Origin of the sequence: Vibrio sp. 10N.286.51.E5, from assembly GCF_041469125.1 — a bacterium.
Taxonomy (GTDB): Bacteria; Pseudomonadota; Gammaproteobacteria; order Enterobacterales; family Vibrionaceae; genus Vibrio; species Vibrio crassostreae_C.
This window is the reverse complement of the sequence record NZ_JBFRJZ010000011.1, coordinates 19,494-38,515: the sequence shown is the minus strand read 5'-3', so window position 1 is coordinate 38,515 and position 19,022 is coordinate 19,494. Positions and strand designations below refer to the sequence as shown.

At 43.6% G+C, this 19,022-nt stretch carries 18 protein-coding genes and 1 pseudogene; 10 read left to right on the top strand and 9 right to left on the bottom strand.

Annotated elements, in window-relative coordinates; translation table 11 throughout:
* Positions 1-13: 13 nt before the first annotated feature.
* The 3 genes from AB4161_RS03605 to AB4161_RS03595 all read left to right on the top strand — a co-directional run bounded on the left by AB4161_RS03605 (position 14) and on the right by AB4161_RS03595 (position 2,770).
* The gene (locus AB4161_RS03605) at positions 14-847 is read left to right on the top strand and encodes a RecX family transcriptional regulator (RefSeq protein ID WP_372082814.1); all 834 of its coding nucleotides are present in this window, start codon (positions 14-16) and stop codon (positions 845-847) included.
* Positions 848-1,044: 197 nt separating this feature from the next.
* Positions 1,045-1,857, top strand: a complete 813-nt coding sequence (locus tag AB4161_RS03600) for a helix-turn-helix domain-containing protein (RefSeq protein WP_372082813.1) — start codon at positions 1,045-1,047, stop codon at positions 1,855-1,857.
* Positions 1,858-1,939: 82 nt separating this feature from the next.
* Positions 1,940-2,770, top strand: coding sequence for a hypothetical protein (locus tag AB4161_RS03595; RefSeq protein ID WP_372082812.1), 831 nt, complete (start codon positions 1,940-1,942; stop codon positions 2,768-2,770).
* 238 nt (positions 2,771-3,008) lie between these two features.
* Here the strand turns inward: AB4161_RS03595 and AB4161_RS03590 are convergent, their stop codons facing one another.
* On the bottom strand, positions 3,009-4,856 hold the full coding sequence (locus tag AB4161_RS03590; protein ID WP_372082811.1) for a M3 family metallopeptidase: 1,848 nt from the start codon (positions 4,854-4,856) through the stop codon (positions 3,009-3,011).
* 97 nt (positions 4,857-4,953) lie between these two features.
* Between AB4161_RS03590 and AB4161_RS03585 the strand changes: the two are divergent.
* The 4 genes and pseudogenes from AB4161_RS03585 to dbpA all read left to right on the top strand — a co-directional run.
* A pseudogene (locus AB4161_RS03585) lies at positions 4,954-5,067 on the top strand (phosphate ABC transporter substrate-binding protein); the annotation flags it as partial.
* Positions 5,068-5,277: 210 nt separating this feature from the next.
* The gene (locus AB4161_RS03580) at positions 5,278-5,865 is read left to right on the top strand and encodes a hypothetical protein (RefSeq protein WP_372082810.1); all 588 of its coding nucleotides are present in this window, start codon (positions 5,278-5,280) and stop codon (positions 5,863-5,865) included.
* A gap of 217 nt (positions 5,866-6,082) precedes the next feature.
* Positions 6,083-6,991, top strand: a complete 909-nt coding sequence (locus AB4161_RS03575) for an aldo/keto reductase family oxidoreductase (protein WP_372082809.1) — start codon at positions 6,083-6,085, stop codon at positions 6,989-6,991.
* Between the two features lie 148 nt (positions 6,992-7,139).
* Complete coding sequence (gene dbpA, locus AB4161_RS03570; protein ID WP_372082808.1) at positions 7,140-8,519, top strand: ATP-dependent RNA helicase DbpA; 1,380 nt, start codon at positions 7,140-7,142, stop codon at positions 8,517-8,519.
* Between the two features lie 140 nt (positions 8,520-8,659).
* On the opposite strand, the gene AB4161_RS03565 is transcribed toward dbpA, so the two are convergent.
* Positions 8,660-8,833 (bottom strand): hypothetical protein, encoded by a 174-nt coding sequence (locus AB4161_RS03565; RefSeq protein WP_017059478.1) that lies wholly within the window; start codon positions 8,831-8,833, stop codon positions 8,660-8,662.
* Positions 8,834-9,137: 304 nt separating this feature from the next.
* Here AB4161_RS03565 and AB4161_RS03560 point away from each other — a divergent pair, with 304 nt between their 5' ends.
* Entirely contained in the window at positions 9,138-9,974 is an 837-nt protein-coding gene (locus tag AB4161_RS03560) for a DUF6279 family lipoprotein (RefSeq protein WP_372082807.1), read from the top strand.
* 72 nt (positions 9,975-10,046) lie between these two features.
* On the opposite strand, the gene AB4161_RS03555 is transcribed toward AB4161_RS03560, so the two are convergent.
* The 4 genes from AB4161_RS03555 to AB4161_RS03540 all read right to left on the bottom strand — a co-directional run bounded on the left by AB4161_RS03555 (position 10,047) and on the right by AB4161_RS03540 (position 14,279).
* Positions 10,047-10,670, bottom strand: a complete 624-nt coding sequence (locus AB4161_RS03555; RefSeq protein WP_372082806.1) for a PolC-type DNA polymerase III — start codon at positions 10,668-10,670, stop codon at positions 10,047-10,049.
* 70 nt (positions 10,671-10,740) lie between these two features.
* The gene (locus AB4161_RS03550; RefSeq protein ID WP_372082805.1) at positions 10,741-11,142 is read right to left on the bottom strand and encodes a PPC domain-containing DNA-binding protein; all 402 of its coding nucleotides are present in this window, start codon (positions 11,140-11,142) and stop codon (positions 10,741-10,743) included.
* Positions 11,143-11,251: 109 nt separating this feature from the next.
* Positions 11,252-12,451, bottom strand: a complete 1,200-nt coding sequence (locus AB4161_RS03545; protein WP_372082804.1) for a DEAD/DEAH box helicase — start codon at positions 12,449-12,451, stop codon at positions 11,252-11,254.
* A 196-nt stretch (positions 12,452-12,647) separates the two neighbouring features.
* On the bottom strand, positions 12,648-14,279 hold the full coding sequence (locus tag AB4161_RS03540; RefSeq protein ID WP_017059483.1) for an NAD(P)/FAD-dependent oxidoreductase: 1,632 nt from the start codon (positions 14,277-14,279) through the stop codon (positions 12,648-12,650).
* Positions 14,280-14,532: 253 nt separating this feature from the next.
* Between AB4161_RS03540 and fdxA the strand changes: the two genes are divergently transcribed.
* Positions 14,533-14,856, top strand: coding sequence for a ferredoxin FdxA (gene fdxA, locus AB4161_RS03535; RefSeq protein ID WP_136982565.1), 324 nt, complete (start codon positions 14,533-14,535; stop codon positions 14,854-14,856).
* 97 nt (positions 14,857-14,953) lie between these two features.
* On the opposite strand, the gene AB4161_RS03530 is transcribed toward fdxA, so the two are convergent.
* From AB4161_RS03530 to AB4161_RS03520, 3 genes are all read right to left on the bottom strand, one after another.
* Positions 14,954-15,688 carry an RNA methyltransferase gene (locus AB4161_RS03530; RefSeq protein ID WP_065584752.1) on the bottom strand — a complete coding sequence of 245 codons (735 nt, stop codon included), beginning with the start codon at positions 15,686-15,688 and terminating at the stop codon, positions 14,954-14,956.
* A 175-nt stretch (positions 15,689-15,863) separates the two neighbouring features.
* On the bottom strand, positions 15,864-16,916 hold the full coding sequence (locus tag AB4161_RS03525) for an aldo/keto reductase (protein ID WP_032545660.1): 1,053 nt from the start codon (positions 16,914-16,916) through the stop codon (positions 15,864-15,866).
* A 373-nt stretch (positions 16,917-17,289) separates the two neighbouring features.
* Entirely contained in the window at positions 17,290-17,436 is a 147-nt protein-coding gene (locus AB4161_RS03520) for a hypothetical protein (protein ID WP_017059486.1), read from the bottom strand.
* Between the two features lie 348 nt (positions 17,437-17,784).
* Between AB4161_RS03520 and pepT the strand changes: the two genes are divergently transcribed.
* Positions 17,785-19,017 carry a peptidase T gene (gene pepT, locus AB4161_RS03515; RefSeq protein ID WP_017059487.1) on the top strand — a complete coding sequence of 411 codons (1,233 nt, stop codon included), beginning with the start codon at positions 17,785-17,787 and terminating at the stop codon, positions 19,015-19,017.
* The last annotated feature ends 5 nt before the right edge of the window (positions 19,018-19,022 follow it).

Genomic DNA, 19,022 nt, shown 5'->3' with positions numbered 1-19,022 from the left:
AAGTTGAAATCGAATGGACGATTCACAGCAAAAAACGAATACTAGAAATACAACGGTAAGAAAAGCGACGCGAATTGAAAGTGTTATGAACTCTGCGATGTGGCATTTAACTCAGAGAGACATGACGGAAAGCGAGTTAGTGGCGAAGCTCAAAGTGAAAACCGACAATCAAGAATGGATCGATGAAACTCTAGGGACATTGAAAGGCTTCGGGTATCTCAAGCCTGACCAAGTGTTTGCAGAACAATTCGTGGAACAAGCTTTCTCTGGTGAATTCGGTTCTCGATACATTGTCGAAAAACTGAAGAAGAAGGGGCTGACCGATTCAGTGATTTCTGATGCAATCCATAAAGTGTCGTTCGAAAAGTCTATTGATGAACAAACCATCTTGATAGACCGAATCAACCACTACTATTCAAGCTTTACCATGAGCCGTGAAAAGCTGGTTGCGACACTGCAAAAGCGTGGCTTTAGCTATCAACAAGTTAAGGTAGCGATTGACCAGCACCCACAAGCGCATCAACTGAAAAGTAACATTCAAATTAAGGCCGAGAAAGCCGATTTGGAAAAAGAGGTGCTCAAGTATGCTCGTAAAGGCAAGGGCCTGACCGCCATTCAGCAAGAACTTAGACAACGACAAATCGACACAAGTGAGCTGTCATCGCTCATCGACCGATTGATTAATGAAGAGCAGCTAGATTTCTATTCTTCTTGTTTAGAACAGTTGCAGAAGAAGCCTTATGACCTAAACGATCATAAAGAACGCTCTAAGGCTTACGCGATGCTAAGTCGAAAGGGGTTCTCTTCTGACGAGATCAAATTTGCATTGAGTGAAGATAACGAATAACTAAGCCGGAAAAATTTCCTATTGTAGTATGTTGGTTTGTCCTAAGTAACTATTGGACAAAAGTAAGTCAGCGACTTTGTTAAATTAGCATTTAATTGATTACTTTCGTTATCGCAAATTTCAAGTACTGTTATCACATTGGCTTATTCACTACAATATTAAAACATGAACCATTTTTTACGAATGAGAATATCATAATGAAAGCTTGGATTAGCTTCCCGAAAACTCTATTGGTACAAGAGCTTATAGAAAACTTTTGGTTTCTCGAACGTCCCCAAGGCATCGATCTACATACCGCGCCTAAGCTATTACCAAATCCGAGTGCTAACTTAATTTTCACACCCATCAATCAAATCAATCACTATGTTTCTTCTAGCGGAGAGGTTGACATTAAAGGAGCACACTGCATTGGCCCACTATCAGAGTGCATTATGATGTCACATGCACATAAACAAAAATTTTTGGGGTTAAAGCTTAGACCTGGTGCACTTAAGGTATTTGATTTCAGTCGAAATAATCAACAATTGAATAAGATTACAGGGCTTCCAAACGCCTTTAGTGAGTTATCTTTGAAAGCCAATATGTCGAGCAGTGACCCCAAAATAGTCGATTGGTTGGAAAAGGAATTAATTATGATTTTTGATCAGGTAAAAATCATGAATTCGTACAAACGTATACAACAAGTAATCACGACTCTCGACAGCAGCCAGAGTTTAAGTACTACATTGCCTTTTAGCCGACGAACACTAGAGCGGGACTTTCTTAAATATACAGGCTTTCGTACCTCACAATATCTCGCTTGTCGAAAATTAGAAAAGCTTATGACTGATATTGTTAAACATGGAGAAAAAGAACCATCTTGGTCTGAATTAGCTTTCCAACATGGGTATAGTGATCAGTCACATATGATAAGGCAGGTAAAAAAAGCACTTGGGCGAACACCTAGTGCTCATTTCGGTATCAAAGATGCTGTAAGCGATGTCTACGGTGGGTTGTTTCTCAAAAAATAGAGATAATGTTGTCGCTTTGGTTCAATAACCAGATTTCATGGACTGTTAAAGTTGTCACTTACTTATCCAAAAGAAAAAATAAATGAAAATACAAGCTACTACTATTGACAGTATTCATCACCCACTTTTACCACAGGCTGCAGAGGATATGCTGGTTCATAGCGTTCTGGTGTGGGGAAAATGGGAAAGGATTCAGATCCAATATCATACAGATGTGATTACCACTAAAAGTGACATTAATTTCCCATTATTCAATAATGTGCTTTCACCAAGGTTATCAAGCAATCTTACGTTGGAACGTATTCAGAAAATCAACGGTGAGATATCAGATCAGCGTCATAGTGTTTGTTGGTGGCTGGGAGCTAGAAGTGCTCCGAGTAATTTAGAAGATTTGTTGTCAGACTCTGGAGCATTTAAGGTTATGGAGACGACGATGATGTCTGTTGATATTGCTCAGCTTCCAAAAGCCACTTTGCCTGACTCAGTTATAATTCAAGAAGTTGAGACATTAGAGCAGCTCCGTGCTTGGACGAGCATTGTTTGTGAGGCTCATTCATTACCCGATGAAGTTTCACAGCATTGGACTGAGATGTACGCAGCGGCTGGCTATGGAGCCAACGACCTGTCTACTCGTCACTTTCTAGCTATCGATAATGGAATACCAATCGGAGCAACAACCCTAATTATGGCATCAGGTATTGCCAGTGTATCGAATGTTTCAACTTTATCTGCTCATCGTAAGCAAGGAGTTGGTAGCGCACTGACTATTTTTCCACTGAAAGTCGCCGAAAGTTTGGGGTATAAAGTAGCAAGCTTAAGTGCGTCTCCAGATGGTGAGACGGTTTATCAAAACATGGGGTTTACCCCGACAGAAAAGTGCCAAGCGTATTTCTGGAGCCCCGATGTTATCTAAGGTGAGCTAAAAAAATATCAGAACAATAATGCTACTAAACTCTTCAGTACAGTTTAACTAGACCAACCAAGGATTGGTAATTTATTGAATCCTGAAACATACCTTACTGACATGAGAGTTTAGTAGGGGAAATGCACGCCTCAAAAATGTATAGGGTATTAGCTCTAAGTAGCTTTGGGGCAAAAATGAGTTATGTCACTACTCATTTTTGCCTTTTTCATTAGCATTAAAACTCAATCTATCGACCGTATTGCTCAATAATAAAGTGCTCAAAATCATCACACATTTGGTCATTCGACTTTGCATTATTCGCTAATTCAGTTGCTCCATCAACGATCGATACCTTCGCATTCAAATCCGCGACTGGTGCACGTTCTCTTGTCGACAGCTGTTTGATTTTTTGCTCCTCAATCGCCCAAGCCTCCTCTGGCGATAAGTTACACTCGTCAGCGAGATATTTGGCATTAAAACCTTCCCCAGTCAGGCTTTCGATTGTACCGTTATGGTTCACGCTATTGCCTTTATGCCAATAGTGTTTCGCCAACAAAGGCCCGATCTCTGGGTTATCTGTTAAGTAACCAAACTTGTCGGTGAAATAAGCTCGTGTTTGATACACCGCCATATGAGCCAATAGATAACCTTGGTATGAGCAAGATGCTTCATCAGACAATAAGTGAGGGATCGCCATCAGTGGACGAGGGCTGCAAGACAATCCAAGAATTGCCTTTTCACTGCTACGAGCAAGTGCCGTGATTTTTTCAGGCGTGAGGTCTTCATCAGCTAATTCGTACAGGGCTCGCTCGAAATATGGAACCACAAGAATGCTGCGTTCTTGGTAAGCTCGGAAGGGCTGTTTATTGTCGATGATGGCTTTAATTAGATCATCTGGCACAGGTTGCCCGTCCGCATTTAGAGCGTACTGTTTTAGCCAGTCAGCGTCATTTAACAAGCTGTCGCAGAACATGGATTGTGTTTCAGCATAAGCCATCGAAGTCGGCGCAAACTCTTGAGAGAAACAAGGGGCGTTCATTTTTACATTAGCAAAATGCGCCGCGTGACCACCTTCGTGAAATAGTGTGTTAATCCCATCATAGCCACTGCCTATTTGATCGGGCTTAGCGTTGCTAGTGAAATTAACTTGGGCCGCAACCCAAGCATCTTGGTCATAGAAAGAAGGGATAGGGCCATGGCAGAAGCCATTAGGGTACTTACCTTTACGATCAAGCAGATCCAATTTTAATGTCGCTTGAGAGTATTCGATGTTGAGGCGACCAAAAGATTCAATCCAGCGTCGAAGTGACTTTGAGAACGGAACATAAGGATCAAGATCATTCATAACGTCACCTGCAAAAGAGTAGGTAAAGTTATGGGCTTGAAGTGCATTCTCGCCTTTCTGCTCTGCCAAATTGGCTAGGCTTTGCTGATGGCTATCACGCGTGCGTGCTTCGAAGTCATCCAGAATCGTAAACAGTTGTTCTGTCGTCATCTGTTCGGTTTTTACCACCGAGTAATCAAAGAAGGTTTTAAACCCCAGTGATTGAGCAAATTGGTTACGTTTTTTGATCAGCTCAATAAAGCCGTTAGCCAGCAGCCATTGCTCTAAATCTAATAATGCTTGATGTGCAGAAAGCCTAACTTGTTCATTACCATTACTTCTAACGGCTGAACCTAAAACAGGCAGTGACCCTTCCGTTTCATCGCCTGTTTCATTTACGTAAGTCATCACATGATTCTGCTTTTTCTCAAACAGTTCAGCCTCAAACTTTATGAGATCGGTTTTGAGCTTCTGAGACTGCTCAGACTCAATAGCGTGAGATCTAAAGGTCGCTAACCAACCATTCAAGCCTGTTAGTGTACTCTCTTTTTCGAGAGGATCTTGAATTTTATCGATAGCAGCAAGTTGCGTTTCGATAGCAGTAATCTGTTCGGCAGCGCTTAGAAATTCCGTCCACTGAGTCTGTGCGAGTGTCGAACCATCGTGGTCGTCACTGATACCCATATATGTATCCCAAAAGAAGTCTTCTTTCGCTTTATGAGTCGCAAGGTACTTTTGATTCAATTGGTTGAGATAGTTCGTTGCAGTCATGACATTCCTTGAAATTTAACCAGTAATTTCAACATTATGACACATTCATTGAATGTATTTTGTGATGTTAAGTATAACGGCATAGAAGTTACCTTTTCATCAAGGCGTGTTGAACCAATACGGCTTCATCAGTTTACCGCCAGAAGCTATTCAACGTAACAAAGTGAGATTGTCGCTTGAAGAGCCTGCGATTGAAGGTGGCTATAAGTAATTGGTACGGCGTGTTGCAACTGTTGTGGGAGAGTGATATTCTCTCTTTCGTAATGGTTCTCAACGTGACGGATTACGTTATTCGGTGATGAAATTATCTAGCGGGCATGTATGCCCGTTTTTTTTCGCCTAAAATTTGCGACTCGAGCAGTTGTTTGTCGTTTGGTCACGTATAATGGACACTTCATATAGCGCTAAATAAGCCCAGTCGATGAAAATCTTTCAAGTTCTAATCTTGCCTCTAATGCTGTCCCTCAATGCTATTTCATTTTCAGCGCAAGCAACCGAAAGCTGGTGGCTAAGAACAGTATTTAACAGCAGCCCAAGTCTGCCGAATTCTCAAAACTATATTAATGATATCGAGTTGATGGATTGTGGTGAGATCGAAGGTACTTTGTTGTGCAGTGACTTAACCCAATATTACGACCTGGATGTGTATGTTGAACTGGAGTTGGGGGACTCAAGTGTCGAAACGGTTCTCTTAAACCTGCCATATTCGGATCTAAGTTACACAAAGCTTCAGGCATACCTTCGCCAAGATGGCTTTGCTCTCAGTTCAATTCGTATTGGTGAAGATGAATTCGATGTTACAGCTCAACTCGAACAAGCTCGAAATGAAGGTGTTGGTTTCGATAAGGTGGATAAACAGCTGGTCGAATTCATCAACGCGCCTCACGGTTCAGCAGAGCAACTGAGTGTGTGGAATGTGCCTAGCTTATCTTCTTCTAGCTCTACTTCTCCTTGGATTCAGTTACAGAGTGATGGTGACAACTTAACGGTTGAACTTAATCGTTTTTAATTGCTCAAATTTATAGATAGTTTCGTTATTTATTAGGCTAAACAAGCCTTTCAGGAGAACGGCTCGCGGGCAGACAGCAAGTTATAATTCATTTAAGTGTTCGTTTTTCTGCGGCTCTCACATTTTTAATAAGCGTTTAGCTTTGCCATTTGTTATACGTTGAGCCTTCGGTAAAACGAGATTAGGATACGTTCAGTATTGATAAAGGAGACAACCCATGGTTGCAAGAGTAACGATAGCGCCACAAGGCCCAGAACTTTCTGAGCTGGTGCAAGGATACTGGCGTACAGCAGAGTGGGGCATGACCCCGCAACAACGCCTGACTTTCCTGAAGCAACATATTGATCTTGGCATCACAACTGTTGATCACGCGGATATTTACGGTAACTACCAATGTGAAAAGTTGTTTGGTGAGGCGTTAGCGCTTGAACCAAGCCTTCGTGATGATATTCAAATCGTCACCAAGTGCGATATCAACCTATGTGGTGACCACACTCCAGATCGTAAGATCAATCACTATGACACCAGCGCGCAGCATATTTACCAATCAGTAAATAACTCATTAGAGCACTTAGGTGTTAACGATATCGATGTATTGTTGATTCACCGCCCTGACGTGTTAATGGATGCCGATGAAGTAGCAGAAGCGTTCGCAGAGCTACACAAAGTAGGTAAAGTTAAGCACTTCGGTGTTTCTAACTTTTCACCGCGTCAGTTCGAACTGCTTCAATCTCGACTCGGTAAGCCGTTAGTGTCCAACCAAGTTGAAATCAACCCATTGAACTTCGAAGTGGCTCATGATGGCACGCTAGATCAACTGCAGATGAACCGCATTCGCCCGATGGCGTGGTCTTGTCTCGGTGGTGGTAGCATCTTCAGTGGTGATTCAGCGCAAGCGGTTCGCGTTCGTGATGAGCTAGAGGCGATTCGTCAAGAAGTAGGTGCAGACAGCATTGATCAAGTGATTTACGCTTGGGTTCGTCGTTTACCATCTAGTCCAATTGCAATTATTGGTTCTGGTAAGATTGAGCGTGTGAAGACGGCCGTTGATGCACTGAAAATCGAGCTGACGCGCGAACAGTGGTATCGCGTATGGGTGGCATCTAAAGGTCACGGTGTGCCATAGAAAGCAATTCGTATAGAAGTTAAAGCCAGCTAACAAAGCTGGCTTTTTTGTGTTCGCCTAACATGTTTCTCCAAAACTGTGATTAAGGTGGAATAATTTTCAAAAACACTCATAATGCACTCTGTTTTTCACCAGTTGGATATTTCCATTGAGCACTTCAAAATTCTCTTCAATCGCCCTTAAACCAGAGCTTCTAAACACGTTAGATTCTCTTGGTTATACTGAAATGACGCCTATCCAAGCGTTAAGTCTTCCTACTATCCTAAATGGCAAGGACGTTATCGGTCAGGGTAAAACGGGTTCAGGTAAAACAGCTGCTTTCGGTTTAGGCGTGCTGCAGAACCTACGCGTTAAGCGTTTCCGTGTTCAGTCTTTAGTGTTATGTCCGACTCGTGAGCTTGCAGACCAAGTAGCAAAAGAGATTCGTACTCTTGCTCGTGGTATTCACAACATTAAAGTGCTGACACTATGTGGCGGTATGCCAATGGGCCCACAGATTGGTTCACTAGAGCATGGCGCACACATTCTTGTAGGCACACCTGGTCGTATTCTTGATCACCTAGAGAAAGGCCGTATTGACCTGTCTGAGTTGAACACACTTGTGTTAGATGAAGCCGATCGCATGCTGGAAATGGGTTTCCAAGATGCACTAGATGCTGTTATTGAAGCAGCACCAAAAGATCGTCAAACGTTATTGTTCAGTGCAACTTTCCCTAAACAGATCAAATCTGTTGCAGACCGCATCATGAATAACCCTGAAATGGTGAAGGTTGAATCAACGCACGATCACTCAAGCATCCAACAACACTTCTACAAGTTAGAAGGTTCTGAAGCTCGTGATGACGCTCTAGAGCTGCTGTTGTTGCATCACCAACCGGAGTCTGCGGTTGTGTTCTGTAACACTAAGAAAGAAGTGCAGAACGTAAACGATGAGCTAAGCCACCGCGGTTTCAGTGTTATCGAACTTCATGGTGACATGGAACAGCGTGAACGTGACCAAGCTTTGGTTCAGTTCTCAAACAAAACCATCTCGATTCTAGTGGCGACAGACGTTGCGGCTCGCGGTCTTGATGTTGATAACCTAGATGCTGTGTTCAACTTTGAATTGTCTCGCGACCCTGAAGTTCACGTACACCGTATTGGTCGTACTGGCCGTGCAGGAAGCAAAGGCGTAGCGATCAGCTTCTTTAGCGAAAAAGAGATGTACCGTGTTGCTCAAATTGATGAGTACATGGACATGCCAATCGAGCCATCTGAACTGCCAGCAAAACCAATTGCTAAGCCGTACTACTCAAACATGGTTACCATCCAAATTGATGGCGGTAAGAAAGCTAAGCTTCGTGCTGGTGATATTCTTGGCGCACTGACGGGCCAAGGCGGCATTGATGGTAAATCAGTAGGTAAGATCAATCTGTTTGCAATGCGTGCTTACGTAGCGGTAGAAAGATCTGTGGCTAAAAAAGCACTGAACAAAATCGAATCAGGTAAAATGAAGGGTCGTCAATTCCGCGCCCGAATCCTGAAGTAATTCGAGACTGAATCCCTTTGCTGCGATATGTCTAATTAACGACATTGCTAATTAATGGCATTGCAGTAAAGGGTGTTCCACAAAATGCCACTTAAGTTTCTTATCTTAGGTTTATCGACCTAGTCCTCTATACCAAAGCATTATTCATCGGGTCTTATCGAATAAAGATCGTTGATATGTTTTCCTTCGCTAAGATACCAAGTCATCGCTTCCTGTCGATTGTCAACCAATATCGTGATTGTGGTTATTGAACCATCATCAAAATAACAAAGCTCATATTCTAAATCGCTTGGATGATCAGGAATAGCGGCCATAGCTTCCCTCCCAAATATCAATCATTTTAAATACGTCAACCCAACTCATTTATAGGGCTCGTATCACGTCAAATGAGTAATAAAATCAAGTTACATCACTGCCATTAATTATTTTTTAGTTTAATCATTTGCCTAAATAGCTAGATTAGCAAGTTTGGGTCTCAATTTATCTCAAAGTTTTTACGACCACTGTTTATTAAGACTACTTTTATAAGAGCTAGAATTAGCGTTATAAAAACTGGGCTAACCTTAAAGGGATGAGTTAATCGGTTTGTGGCTTTGTTGAATGTCGTGAGAGGGTAGAATGAGAAAGTGCCGGTGGTTAGTTTTAGTGATCTGTTTTCTATTTACTGGGTGCGGGACCAAGTTCGCCTATAACAATATAGGTTGGTTTGTCGTTAGCTATATAGAAGATTTTGTTTCCCTCTCAAATAGCCAAGAATCAGAGCTTGAAGAGCGATTAGATATATTACAGAAATGGCATAAAGAAACTCAGCTACCTCTGTATATTTCGCAATTAGAAGCGATTCAAAACGTAGAACGGTCGGATATGAATCCCGCTTTTATTGTTGGCCAAAGTGAACAAACGAAAGAGCATATTCGCTCAATCGTCAATAAGTTCGCTCCAGATATTTACGCCTTGAGTATGCAGCTTAGCCCTAAGCAAGACAGGGAGTTTTTAAAGAACTTTCGTGAAAAGCAGCAAGACTATTATGAAGAAAGGTTGTCGTTGAACGATGACGATTCGAGAGAGCGATACCGAAGCAGAATAGAAGAGCGTGCAGAACGGTGGTTGGGTTCAGTATCGAAAGAACAAAAACAGATTATTTTGGCTTGGTCTAAAGAGTGGGTAAATACCAATAGCAGTTGGCGACAATATCAAAACAACATCTATGAAGAGCTAACGACGCTGATGGCAAAGAAGAGCGATCTGCATATTGCTCAGCCAATTATTATGAAGTTGCTTTTAAACAATGAAGCTTATTATCCTGCTGAACTTGAGCCGCAGCTTAACCAAAATATGGAAACATCAGCCAAGTTTTTAGTAGATATCGCCGCGACCAGCAGTAACAAGCAGTGGGCGTATTTTATGAATGAGTTAGAAAGCCTCAAAGGAACGTTGGAGTCATTGCAAGAGTAGGGCGTCCCTTTTAAAGGCTAGCGGTTATTGTCGAGCTAGCCTTTCATCACACTTTAAGGTGAATTTCGGAACCTAACCCCTGTTACTCATCAGTAGTTTTGGAATCGAACTTTTGGCTGTCTTCGATATTTTCTGCATTAATTGGAAGCTCGGTTGTTGAATACCGTGGTCACTCTTCAGCTCATCGATCATTAATAACCACAACCTTGCTGTCATTTCTGAATCGGCTAACGCTCTGTGGAAAGTACCGTCGTTGTCGATATTTTTGAAACGCACAAGGTCGCCTAGCTTATGAGTTGGTGCGTCTTGGATTAGCCGACGAGCAATCAACATTGAGCATGCAAACTGTCCATTGTAATCACGTCCAATATTGTCTAATTCTGCGTCGAGAAAGCGTTTATCAAACGAGGCATTATGAGCCACAAGCTGACTGCCTTGGATAAAGTCTGCAAACTCATCCATCACTTCGCTGCAACTGGCCGCAGTGCTTAACATACGGTTACTGATCCCGGTATAGCTTTCAATGAAGCCACTCACACGAAACCCTGGATTCATGAGTTGTTGGAAGGTGTCGACGACTTCGCCGTTAACGAGTTTTACCGCACCGATCTCAATCGCTCGGTCGCCCATATTGGGTGATAAGCCTGTGGTTTCGAAATCGAGAACGATAACGGAATCTGCGGAGTTTGGAGCCATCGTGTTTCCTAATTGCTGTTTGGTAGTATCGCTTTGTATGGGGCGTTTGGTGTTGCTATGGGTAAATCAGTTATTTGCTATTGCTGATAGTAAGTTCAGTGTAACCCGTCGAATCGTCATGCTCTCTGTTGAAGGTCAAGGTATCGTAGCGGTGAACAAGCAATTCAGCCGTGGTCGCGATAATCGTCCCTTCAAGCAAATGCCCACCAATTACATTGCCATTCTCATCAGCAACGGAGATATGAATATGCTGGTGGTTTGGGGTTAGCGTTGCCATCACCGAGACTATTTCGAACGGAGCTTGAACTAGCTTGGTGTTGTTGGCATAAGCTAAGCGAATATTGAGTTGAGAAACACATCCGACACAAGACGCAATAGAGCCCGCGGAGATATTGTGCGCTGTCACTAGCCTCTGGATCTCTAGCTTTAGGTCTTGGCCGCGGGTTAATCTCGTTGCGATAGGAGTGATCATCTTATTGCCTCAACGTTATATGTATTTCAAAGAACAAAACGAAGCCACATAGGGCTTCGTTTTATTTTCATTTTGGCTAACGCGACTTTTGCATTGTCTAAACCTGAAATTACTCAGGTTGCTGCAGGTCTCTTTTCTTTTTAGGCACGAAGTTCAATACAGAGATTGGCACTTCTTTGCGTGGTTCGAAACCTTCAACAACGCGACGTTCAATCAAGTGACCCAGACGCTTTTCAATAATGCACAGGTTTTTGAAGTTATCTTTCGATAGGAAAGATATCGCTTCGCCAGACGCATCAGCACGGCCTGTACGACCAATACGGTGAACATAGTCGTCCGCTGGGAAAGGCATGTCGTAGTTTACTACGCGGCTTAGGTTGTCGATATCGATACCACGAGCAGCAACACCCGTCGCGACTAAGTACTTTAGACGACCTTTCTTGAAGTCAGCCAAGATTTTTTCACGAATCGCTTGGCTACGTCCACTATGGAAAGCTTCCGCTTGAATACCACGTTTCTCAAGTTGAGCAACCAACTTAGCAGCGCCGTGCTTGGTTTCGATAAAGATAAGCGCTTGGTCCCAGTTGCCTTCGGTAATCATGTGGCTCAATAGTGCTGACTTACGGTCTTTATCTACGGTAACTAACCATTGCTCAATGTTCGCTTTAGACGCATCTGTCTTGGCAATCGAAATCTCTTCCGCTTCGCTGATAGCACTTTTCGCTAGCGCGCGCACTGGCGTTGAAAGCGTTGCTGAGAACAGTAGATTTTGGATGTCTTGTGGTAGACGCGCGATGATCTTGTTGATGTCTTCAATGAAACCCATGTCTAGCATGCGGTCGGCTTCATCAAGAACCAGTACTTCAACTTCATCAAAATGAACCGCGCGTTGTCCGTACATGTCGATTAAACGACCTGGTGTTGCCACAAGAATATCGACGCCTTCAATCAAGCGGTCTTTCTGGTGCTGGTAAGATACGCCCCCGTACATCGCTAGTGATGTTAGGTTTAGGAACTTCGCGTACTTAGTAATGTTCTGTTCAACCTGAATCGCAAGCTCGCGAGTTGGTGTCAAAATAACAGCACGAATACGTTTTTTACGTTGTGTTTCACCTTTGCTTAGCATTTCTAAGATAGGGAGAACAAAGCTCGCAGTTTTACCTGTACCTGTTTGTGCTGCCGCAATAAGGTTCTTACCAGAAAGCACAATCGGAATTGCTTTTTCTTGAATAGAGGTTGGCTTTTCATAGCCTTGTTTTGCAACGGCTTTAACAATAGGTGAGCTTAATCCAAGCTTGGAAAATGGCATAAGTTTCTCGGTATGATTTGGCTAAATAGCGATGGAAAGGTTCAACAATCTTATATGAGGATAAGATTAATGGCTGCATTCTACCATGTTGCTTGCTCACCGCTAGTCACATGCACATAAAAAAATCCAGTGTCGACAAGACACTGGATTTTCAGTTTTGGGTGTTCGCTATTTAGCTTGGGTTTATCGAAAGCGTTTAAGCGATCTCAATCTTCTCGGCTTGGTTTTGCTCTGCCATTGATAGTGCTAGCGCTTCTGCAGCCTTAATACCATCAATACCAGCGGAAAGGATACCGCCTGCGTAGCCTGCACCTTCGCCAGCAGGGAAGAAGCCCTTAAGGTTGATGCTTTGGAAGTCTTTACCACGTTTGATGCATACAGGAGAAGACGTACGTGTCTCAACACCGGTAAGTAGGCCGTCTGGCGTAGAGAAACCTTTGATCTTCTTCTCGAACGCTGGGATTGCTTCACGAATCGCTTCGATAGCAAAATCAGGCAGCGCTTTTGAAATATCAGTCAGGTGGATACCCGGCGTGAATGACGGTTGTACTTCACCGATTGCACTTGGATCGCGACCTTTCAAGAAGTCACCGATTTTTTGAGCTGGTGCATCGTAGTTTTCACCACCAAGAACATAAGCGCCGCTTTCTAGTTCACGTTGTAAACGGATACCAGCCAGTGCGTCACCTGGGTAATCACGCTCTGGGTCGATACCTACAACGATCGCGCTGTTTGCGTTACGTTCTGCACGAGAGTATTGGCTCATGCCGTTCGTTACTACGCGGCCTTCTTCAGACGTTGCAGCAACCACAGTACCACCTGGGCACATACAGAAGCTGTATACAGTGCGGCCATTCTTACAGTGGTGAACCAGCTTGTAGTCCGCAGCACCTAGGATTGGGTTGCCTGCGTTCTTACCGAAACGAGCTTCATCGATCATCGATTGCTTGTGTTCGATACGGAAACCAACAGAGAAAGGCTTCGCTTCCATGTAAACGCCACGATCGTACAGCATTTCAAACGTGTCACGAGCACTGTGGCCAACAGCCAATACCACGTGACGAGATTTGATCTCTTCACCGTTAGAAAGCGTTAGGCCAGTGATTTGACCATCTTCCATATGAACGTCGTCAACACGAGTGCTGAAACGGATTTCGCCACCAAGTTCAATGATAGAAGCGCGCATCTTTTCGATCATGGTAACCAGTTTAAAGGTACCGATGTGCGGCTTACTTACGTATAGAATTTCTTCTGGTGCACCCGCAGCAACGAACTCTTCAATTACTTTACGGCCGTAGTGCTTTGGATCTTTAACTTGGCTGTACAGCTTACCGTCAGAGAAAGTACCTGCGCCGCCTTCACCAAACTGTACGTTTGATTCTGTGTTCAGCGTACGCTTACGCCAGAAACCAAAGGTATCTTTCGTACGCTCACGAACTTCTTTACCACGCTCAACGATGATTGGGTTGAAACCCATTTGAGCAAGCACTAGGCCAGCGAATAGACCACATGGGCCAAAACCGATAACCACAGGGCGCTCAGTTTGGTTCTCAACCGCTTTAGCAACAAACTTGTACTCCATATCAGGAGTCACTTTTACGTGCGGGTCGCTAATGAATTGTTCTAACAACTCAGCTTCGTTTTCAACGAGAACGTCAAGCGTGTAGATAAGTAAGATCTTTGATTTCTTACGAGCATCGTAGCCACGTTTAAAGATATTAAAAGAGAGTACCTGATCAGAGTTAATACCAAGTTTCGCTTCAATAGCGTCTTGAATAGCAGACTCTTCATGGTCTAGTGGGAGTTTAATTTCGGTTAAACGTATCATTTCGATGTCTCGTTTTTATAGGTGTCTTAGCTAGATCGTTTCTTAATACAGAGTTTGATGGAAACGCTGATGTTCAAAGAAGCGATAAGCTCACAATGGCGCGCATTTTACGAGAAATTGATTTATCTGTCATACTAATTTGGAAACATGGAGCAAATAGACACGATATTAGAGCCGTATGATGTTGAATTTTGCTTTGGGATGAGTATTATCCCCATTCTTCAATTTTGACTAACTTATAGAGCAGAGCATCATGGCATTTGTCGTAGGCGATAATTGTATTCAATGTAAATACACAGACTGTGTGGCAGTGTGTCCCGCAGATGCGTTCCATGAAGGCCCAAACTTCATGGTAATTAACCCGATCGAATGTATCGATTGTGGTTTATGTGTACCTGAATGTGATGCTCAAGCAATCTTCCAAGAAGATGAACTGCCTGAAGATCAAAAGATTTTCATTGAAGTGAACGCAGAACTTGCTGAGATTTGGCCTGTGCAAACGGAAGTAAAACCAGCGATGGATGATGCGGAAAAGTGGAATGGTGTGTCTGATAAGTTGGCAATGCTAGAAAAGTAATTGTTGAAAAGAACTCAAATAAAAAGGCGTACTGATTTAATCAATACGCCTTTTTTAATATTTGAACATTGTCGACTGGATCGTTAGCTTATGAGACCTAGCTGTGCTGACGACGCATGTTGTCGAGAATGATGCCAGTCGCCATTGCAACGTTCAAAGACTCTGCGCCACCGAATGCTGGAATCGTAATCTTATCTGTCACGTATTTAGCGGCGTGTTCACGAATGCCGTGAGACTCGCTGCCCATCAGCAAAATGCCATTTGCAGTGAAGTCAGTCTTATGAACACTTTCGCCTTCCAAAAATGCACCGTAAACTGGTAGATTCGCTTGCTCTAAGTAAGCTGGTAAGTCAGTTTGACTTACGTGTACTCGGCCAAAGCTGCCCATAGTCGCGCTGATAGTTTTAGGGTTGTATGGGTCTGCGCAATCGCTGCTCGCAACGATATGCTTGATGCCATACCAGTCTGCTACGCGAATAATCGTACCTAGGTTGCCAGGGTCTGAAACGCCATCAAGTGCAATCATCAGTCCTGTCGCTTCTGGTAGTTCAAACGTTGGGATCTCAACAACTGCAATCGCGGCATTGTTACTCACCAAAGTACTTGCTTTGGTTAGATCATCCAGCGAGGCTTCAACACAATCAAACTCAATCAGTGAAGCATGATTTTCAGATAAGAAATCAGCGGTAGCAAAGACGTTCTTCACGACTAAGTCACTATTGAACAGCTCAAGAACGTTCTTTTCACCTTGAACTAGAAACAGGCCGTGGGCTTTACGTTGTTTCTTTTGGCCCAAAGCACGAAGGAGTTTTAATTGGTTTTTTGAAATCATGTTTTTATCCTAGATATAAGCCCGCGCATTATAGAGCAAAGGTTAGCGAACCAAAAGCGTGATGACTCAATGCGATCTACATAAAAAGCAAAAGCAACTCACTTAAAAAAGAAAAGCGCACTAAATAGCGCGCTCTTATGGGATTTACTCACCTAAGTTAAGCTGAACTGGCAGCCTAATACGGAGCAGGATAGCGTTTAAATACTGTGTTGATATCAGTCAGGATCTCTTCTGATAGCGGTTTACTAAAAGCGGCTACGTTCTCTTTTAATTGCTCCATGGTCGTTGCACCGATGATGGTGGACGTCACCCCATCAACTTGATTACACCATGCCAATGCCAGTTGGCTCGGAGTAAATCCATGAGCGTTTGCTACTTCAACATAGCCTTTAACCGCTTCGTTGGCAGATTCAGTGTCACGGAAAATGCCTTTACGTTGCATGTAAGTCCAACGGCTGCCTTCCGGTCTTGCGCCATCAATGTACTTTCCACTCAACATGCCTGCAGCTAAAGGTGACCATGGCAGGTAAGCGACATCTTCATGCACACAGTTCTCAATCAGATATGGCCAGTCTTTTGCGTGCAGTAGGCTAAATTCATTCTGAATCGAAACCATACGTGGCAAATCGTGTTTTTCGCTCAGCTTGAGGTATGTGTTAATGCCCCAAGTAGAATCATCTGAAAGCCCGACATGGCGAATTTTCCCCGCCTTAATGCAGCTTGCCAGTGCTTGTAGGATTTCCAACATCTCAGCTTCATGCTGCTTTCGGTCAATATCACTGAATCGAATGTGATTCGGGAAATGCTTACCAAAGTGAGGCGTTGTACGATTTGGCCAATGAAGTTGGTAAAGGTCGATATAGTCTGTTTGTAGGCGTTTTAATGATGCGTCAACGGCTGCGATCACCGCTTCACCCGTTATCGGGCCGCCATCTCGAACCCAAGGAAGCCCTGGCCCGGCAATTTTGCTCGCAATGATCAACTCTTGTCGACGCTGTGGGTTACGCGATAACCAGTTACCAATGATCGCTTCTGTTTTTCCGTAGGTATCTGGAGAAGGTGGAACCGCGTACATCTCTGCAGTATCGATAAAGTTAATACCTTGGCTTAATGCGTATTCGATCTGTTGGTCGGCTTGCTGCTGCGTATTTTGTAGCCCCCAAGTCATGCTGCCAAGACAGATACGGGAAACGGGAATTTGACTACTTCCTAGCTTTGAATATTCCATTGAATTCGGGGTTCCTGTGGTTAGGTTCTCTGGTACTCGCATTATAGTTTTGAAAAGAGGGCGAGTGAGGAATGAAAACGAATATGAATTATTAGCACAAAATGACACGACAAGGTATGGCATCGGGGAGTTTAGTGAGTCATTTCTCAGCGCTGCAAGCTAGAGTGTGCAATGCGTGAAAATACATTCGCGAGAGACTATGAGCCAAACGGTGATCGAGAAGTGAAGAACAACAAGCAATGAGCGAAGGTTTAATGTTCAGCTTGTTTGGGAGTGGGGGAGAGGAGAACAGATCAAAAATAAAAAAAAGCTCTACCGGATAGAGCGTAGAGCTTTTTTATAGGGGTCTTAATAGTGCTAGGTATTCATTGAGTTACGAGGTCGCGTTTGTGTCTAATCCACCCTGGATCTGCGCCTGTCTTAGAGCTTCCTGCCTTTGAACTTCTTTCTCAGTTAATACTGGTCGAAGCGTTTCCTCAGAGGCTTGAGGAGAGAAAATGAAATATTTATTAATCGTCATAACTGTGTCTCCGTGTAACGTATGACAGATTCTGCATCAAGGATAAATTGTGATCATCATCCACTTTGTACTTTTGTTAGGCTGAGAGCGGAGGGCGTAGAATGCGTACAAAGCGATCTCTTATCATCCGTATGCAATGTTGAACTGACGAAACCCTCTGTTTTCAAGTATAGGAAGCGCATCTAATTTCGCACAATAATGATTTAGAGCAATTACATACATGGTCAGGGGCGTAAGATGAAAACCCTCGCTACTGACTCTGTGCTCGTATTTATTTAACGATGTATCACTTATCGACATAATAATTAAGTCAGTAAATCAATTACTTAATCCATGGTGAGATGAATTATGGAAAAGCTTGTAGAACGTTTTCTGAATTACGTTACTTTTGATACCAAATCCGATCCTTCTAATCAGCAATGCCCAAGTTCACCGGGTCAAATTACCTTTGCTGAAGCCTTAAAGTTAGAATTGGTGGCATTAGACTTAGTTGATGTGTCTTTAGATGACAATGGATACTTGATGGCGAAACTGCCGTCGAATGTCGATTACGATGTGCCTGCGATTGGCTTTGTGGCGCACATGGATACCGCTCCTGACGCATCAGGCGCCAACGTGAAACCACAAGTGATTAAAGATTACCGAGGTGGAACGATTGAATTAGGGGAAAGTGGCGAGAGTTTGAACCCAAGCCAGTATCCAGATCTTGATTCTTTACATGGTCACGACCTGATTACGACTGACGGCACAACTCTGCTTGGTGCCGACAACAAAGCGGGCATCGCTGAAATCATCAGTGCAATTGCTTACCTGAAAGCGAATCCAGACATCAAACACGGCGACATCTGCATTGGTTTCACGCCGGATGAAGAGATTGGTCGCGGTGCGAACCTGTTTGACGTTGAAAAATTTGGCGCCGAGTGGGCGTACACCATCGATGGTGGCCCAGTAGGGGAGTTGGAATTTGAGAACTTCAATGCCACGAGCGCCGATGTTATCTGTCATGGCGTGAACGTTCACCCGGGCACCGCAAAAGATAAAATGGTGAACTCGATGAACATTGCAGCGCAATTCCAATTGATGATGCCTGCGCAAGAAACACCAGAGTGCACAGAAGGTTATGAAGGCTTCTACCACCTGAAATCGGCGGAAATGGGTGTGGCTCGCTCTGAACTGGGATACATCATCCGTGATTTTGAACGTGAGGGTGTAGAAGCGCGTAAAGCATTCATGCAGCAGAAAGTCGATGAGCTGAATGAGCGCCTTGAGAAAGGCCGTGTTGAGCTGGTGCTAACCGATAGCTACTTCAACATGAAAGAGATGGTTGAACCGCATCAACATATTATTGAATTGGCCAAGCAGGCGATGATTGAGTGCAATGTCGAGCCAATGGTTAAACCAATCCGAGGTGGTACAGACGGTGCTCGCTTATCTTTCATGGGGCTACCATGTCCGAATATCTTTACTGGCGGTTACAACTTCCACGGTATTCATGAGTTCATTACCATTCAAGGCATGGAGCAAGCGGTAAAAGTGATTGTTGAACTGTCACAACGTACAGCAACGCATTACCAAAAATAGAACAT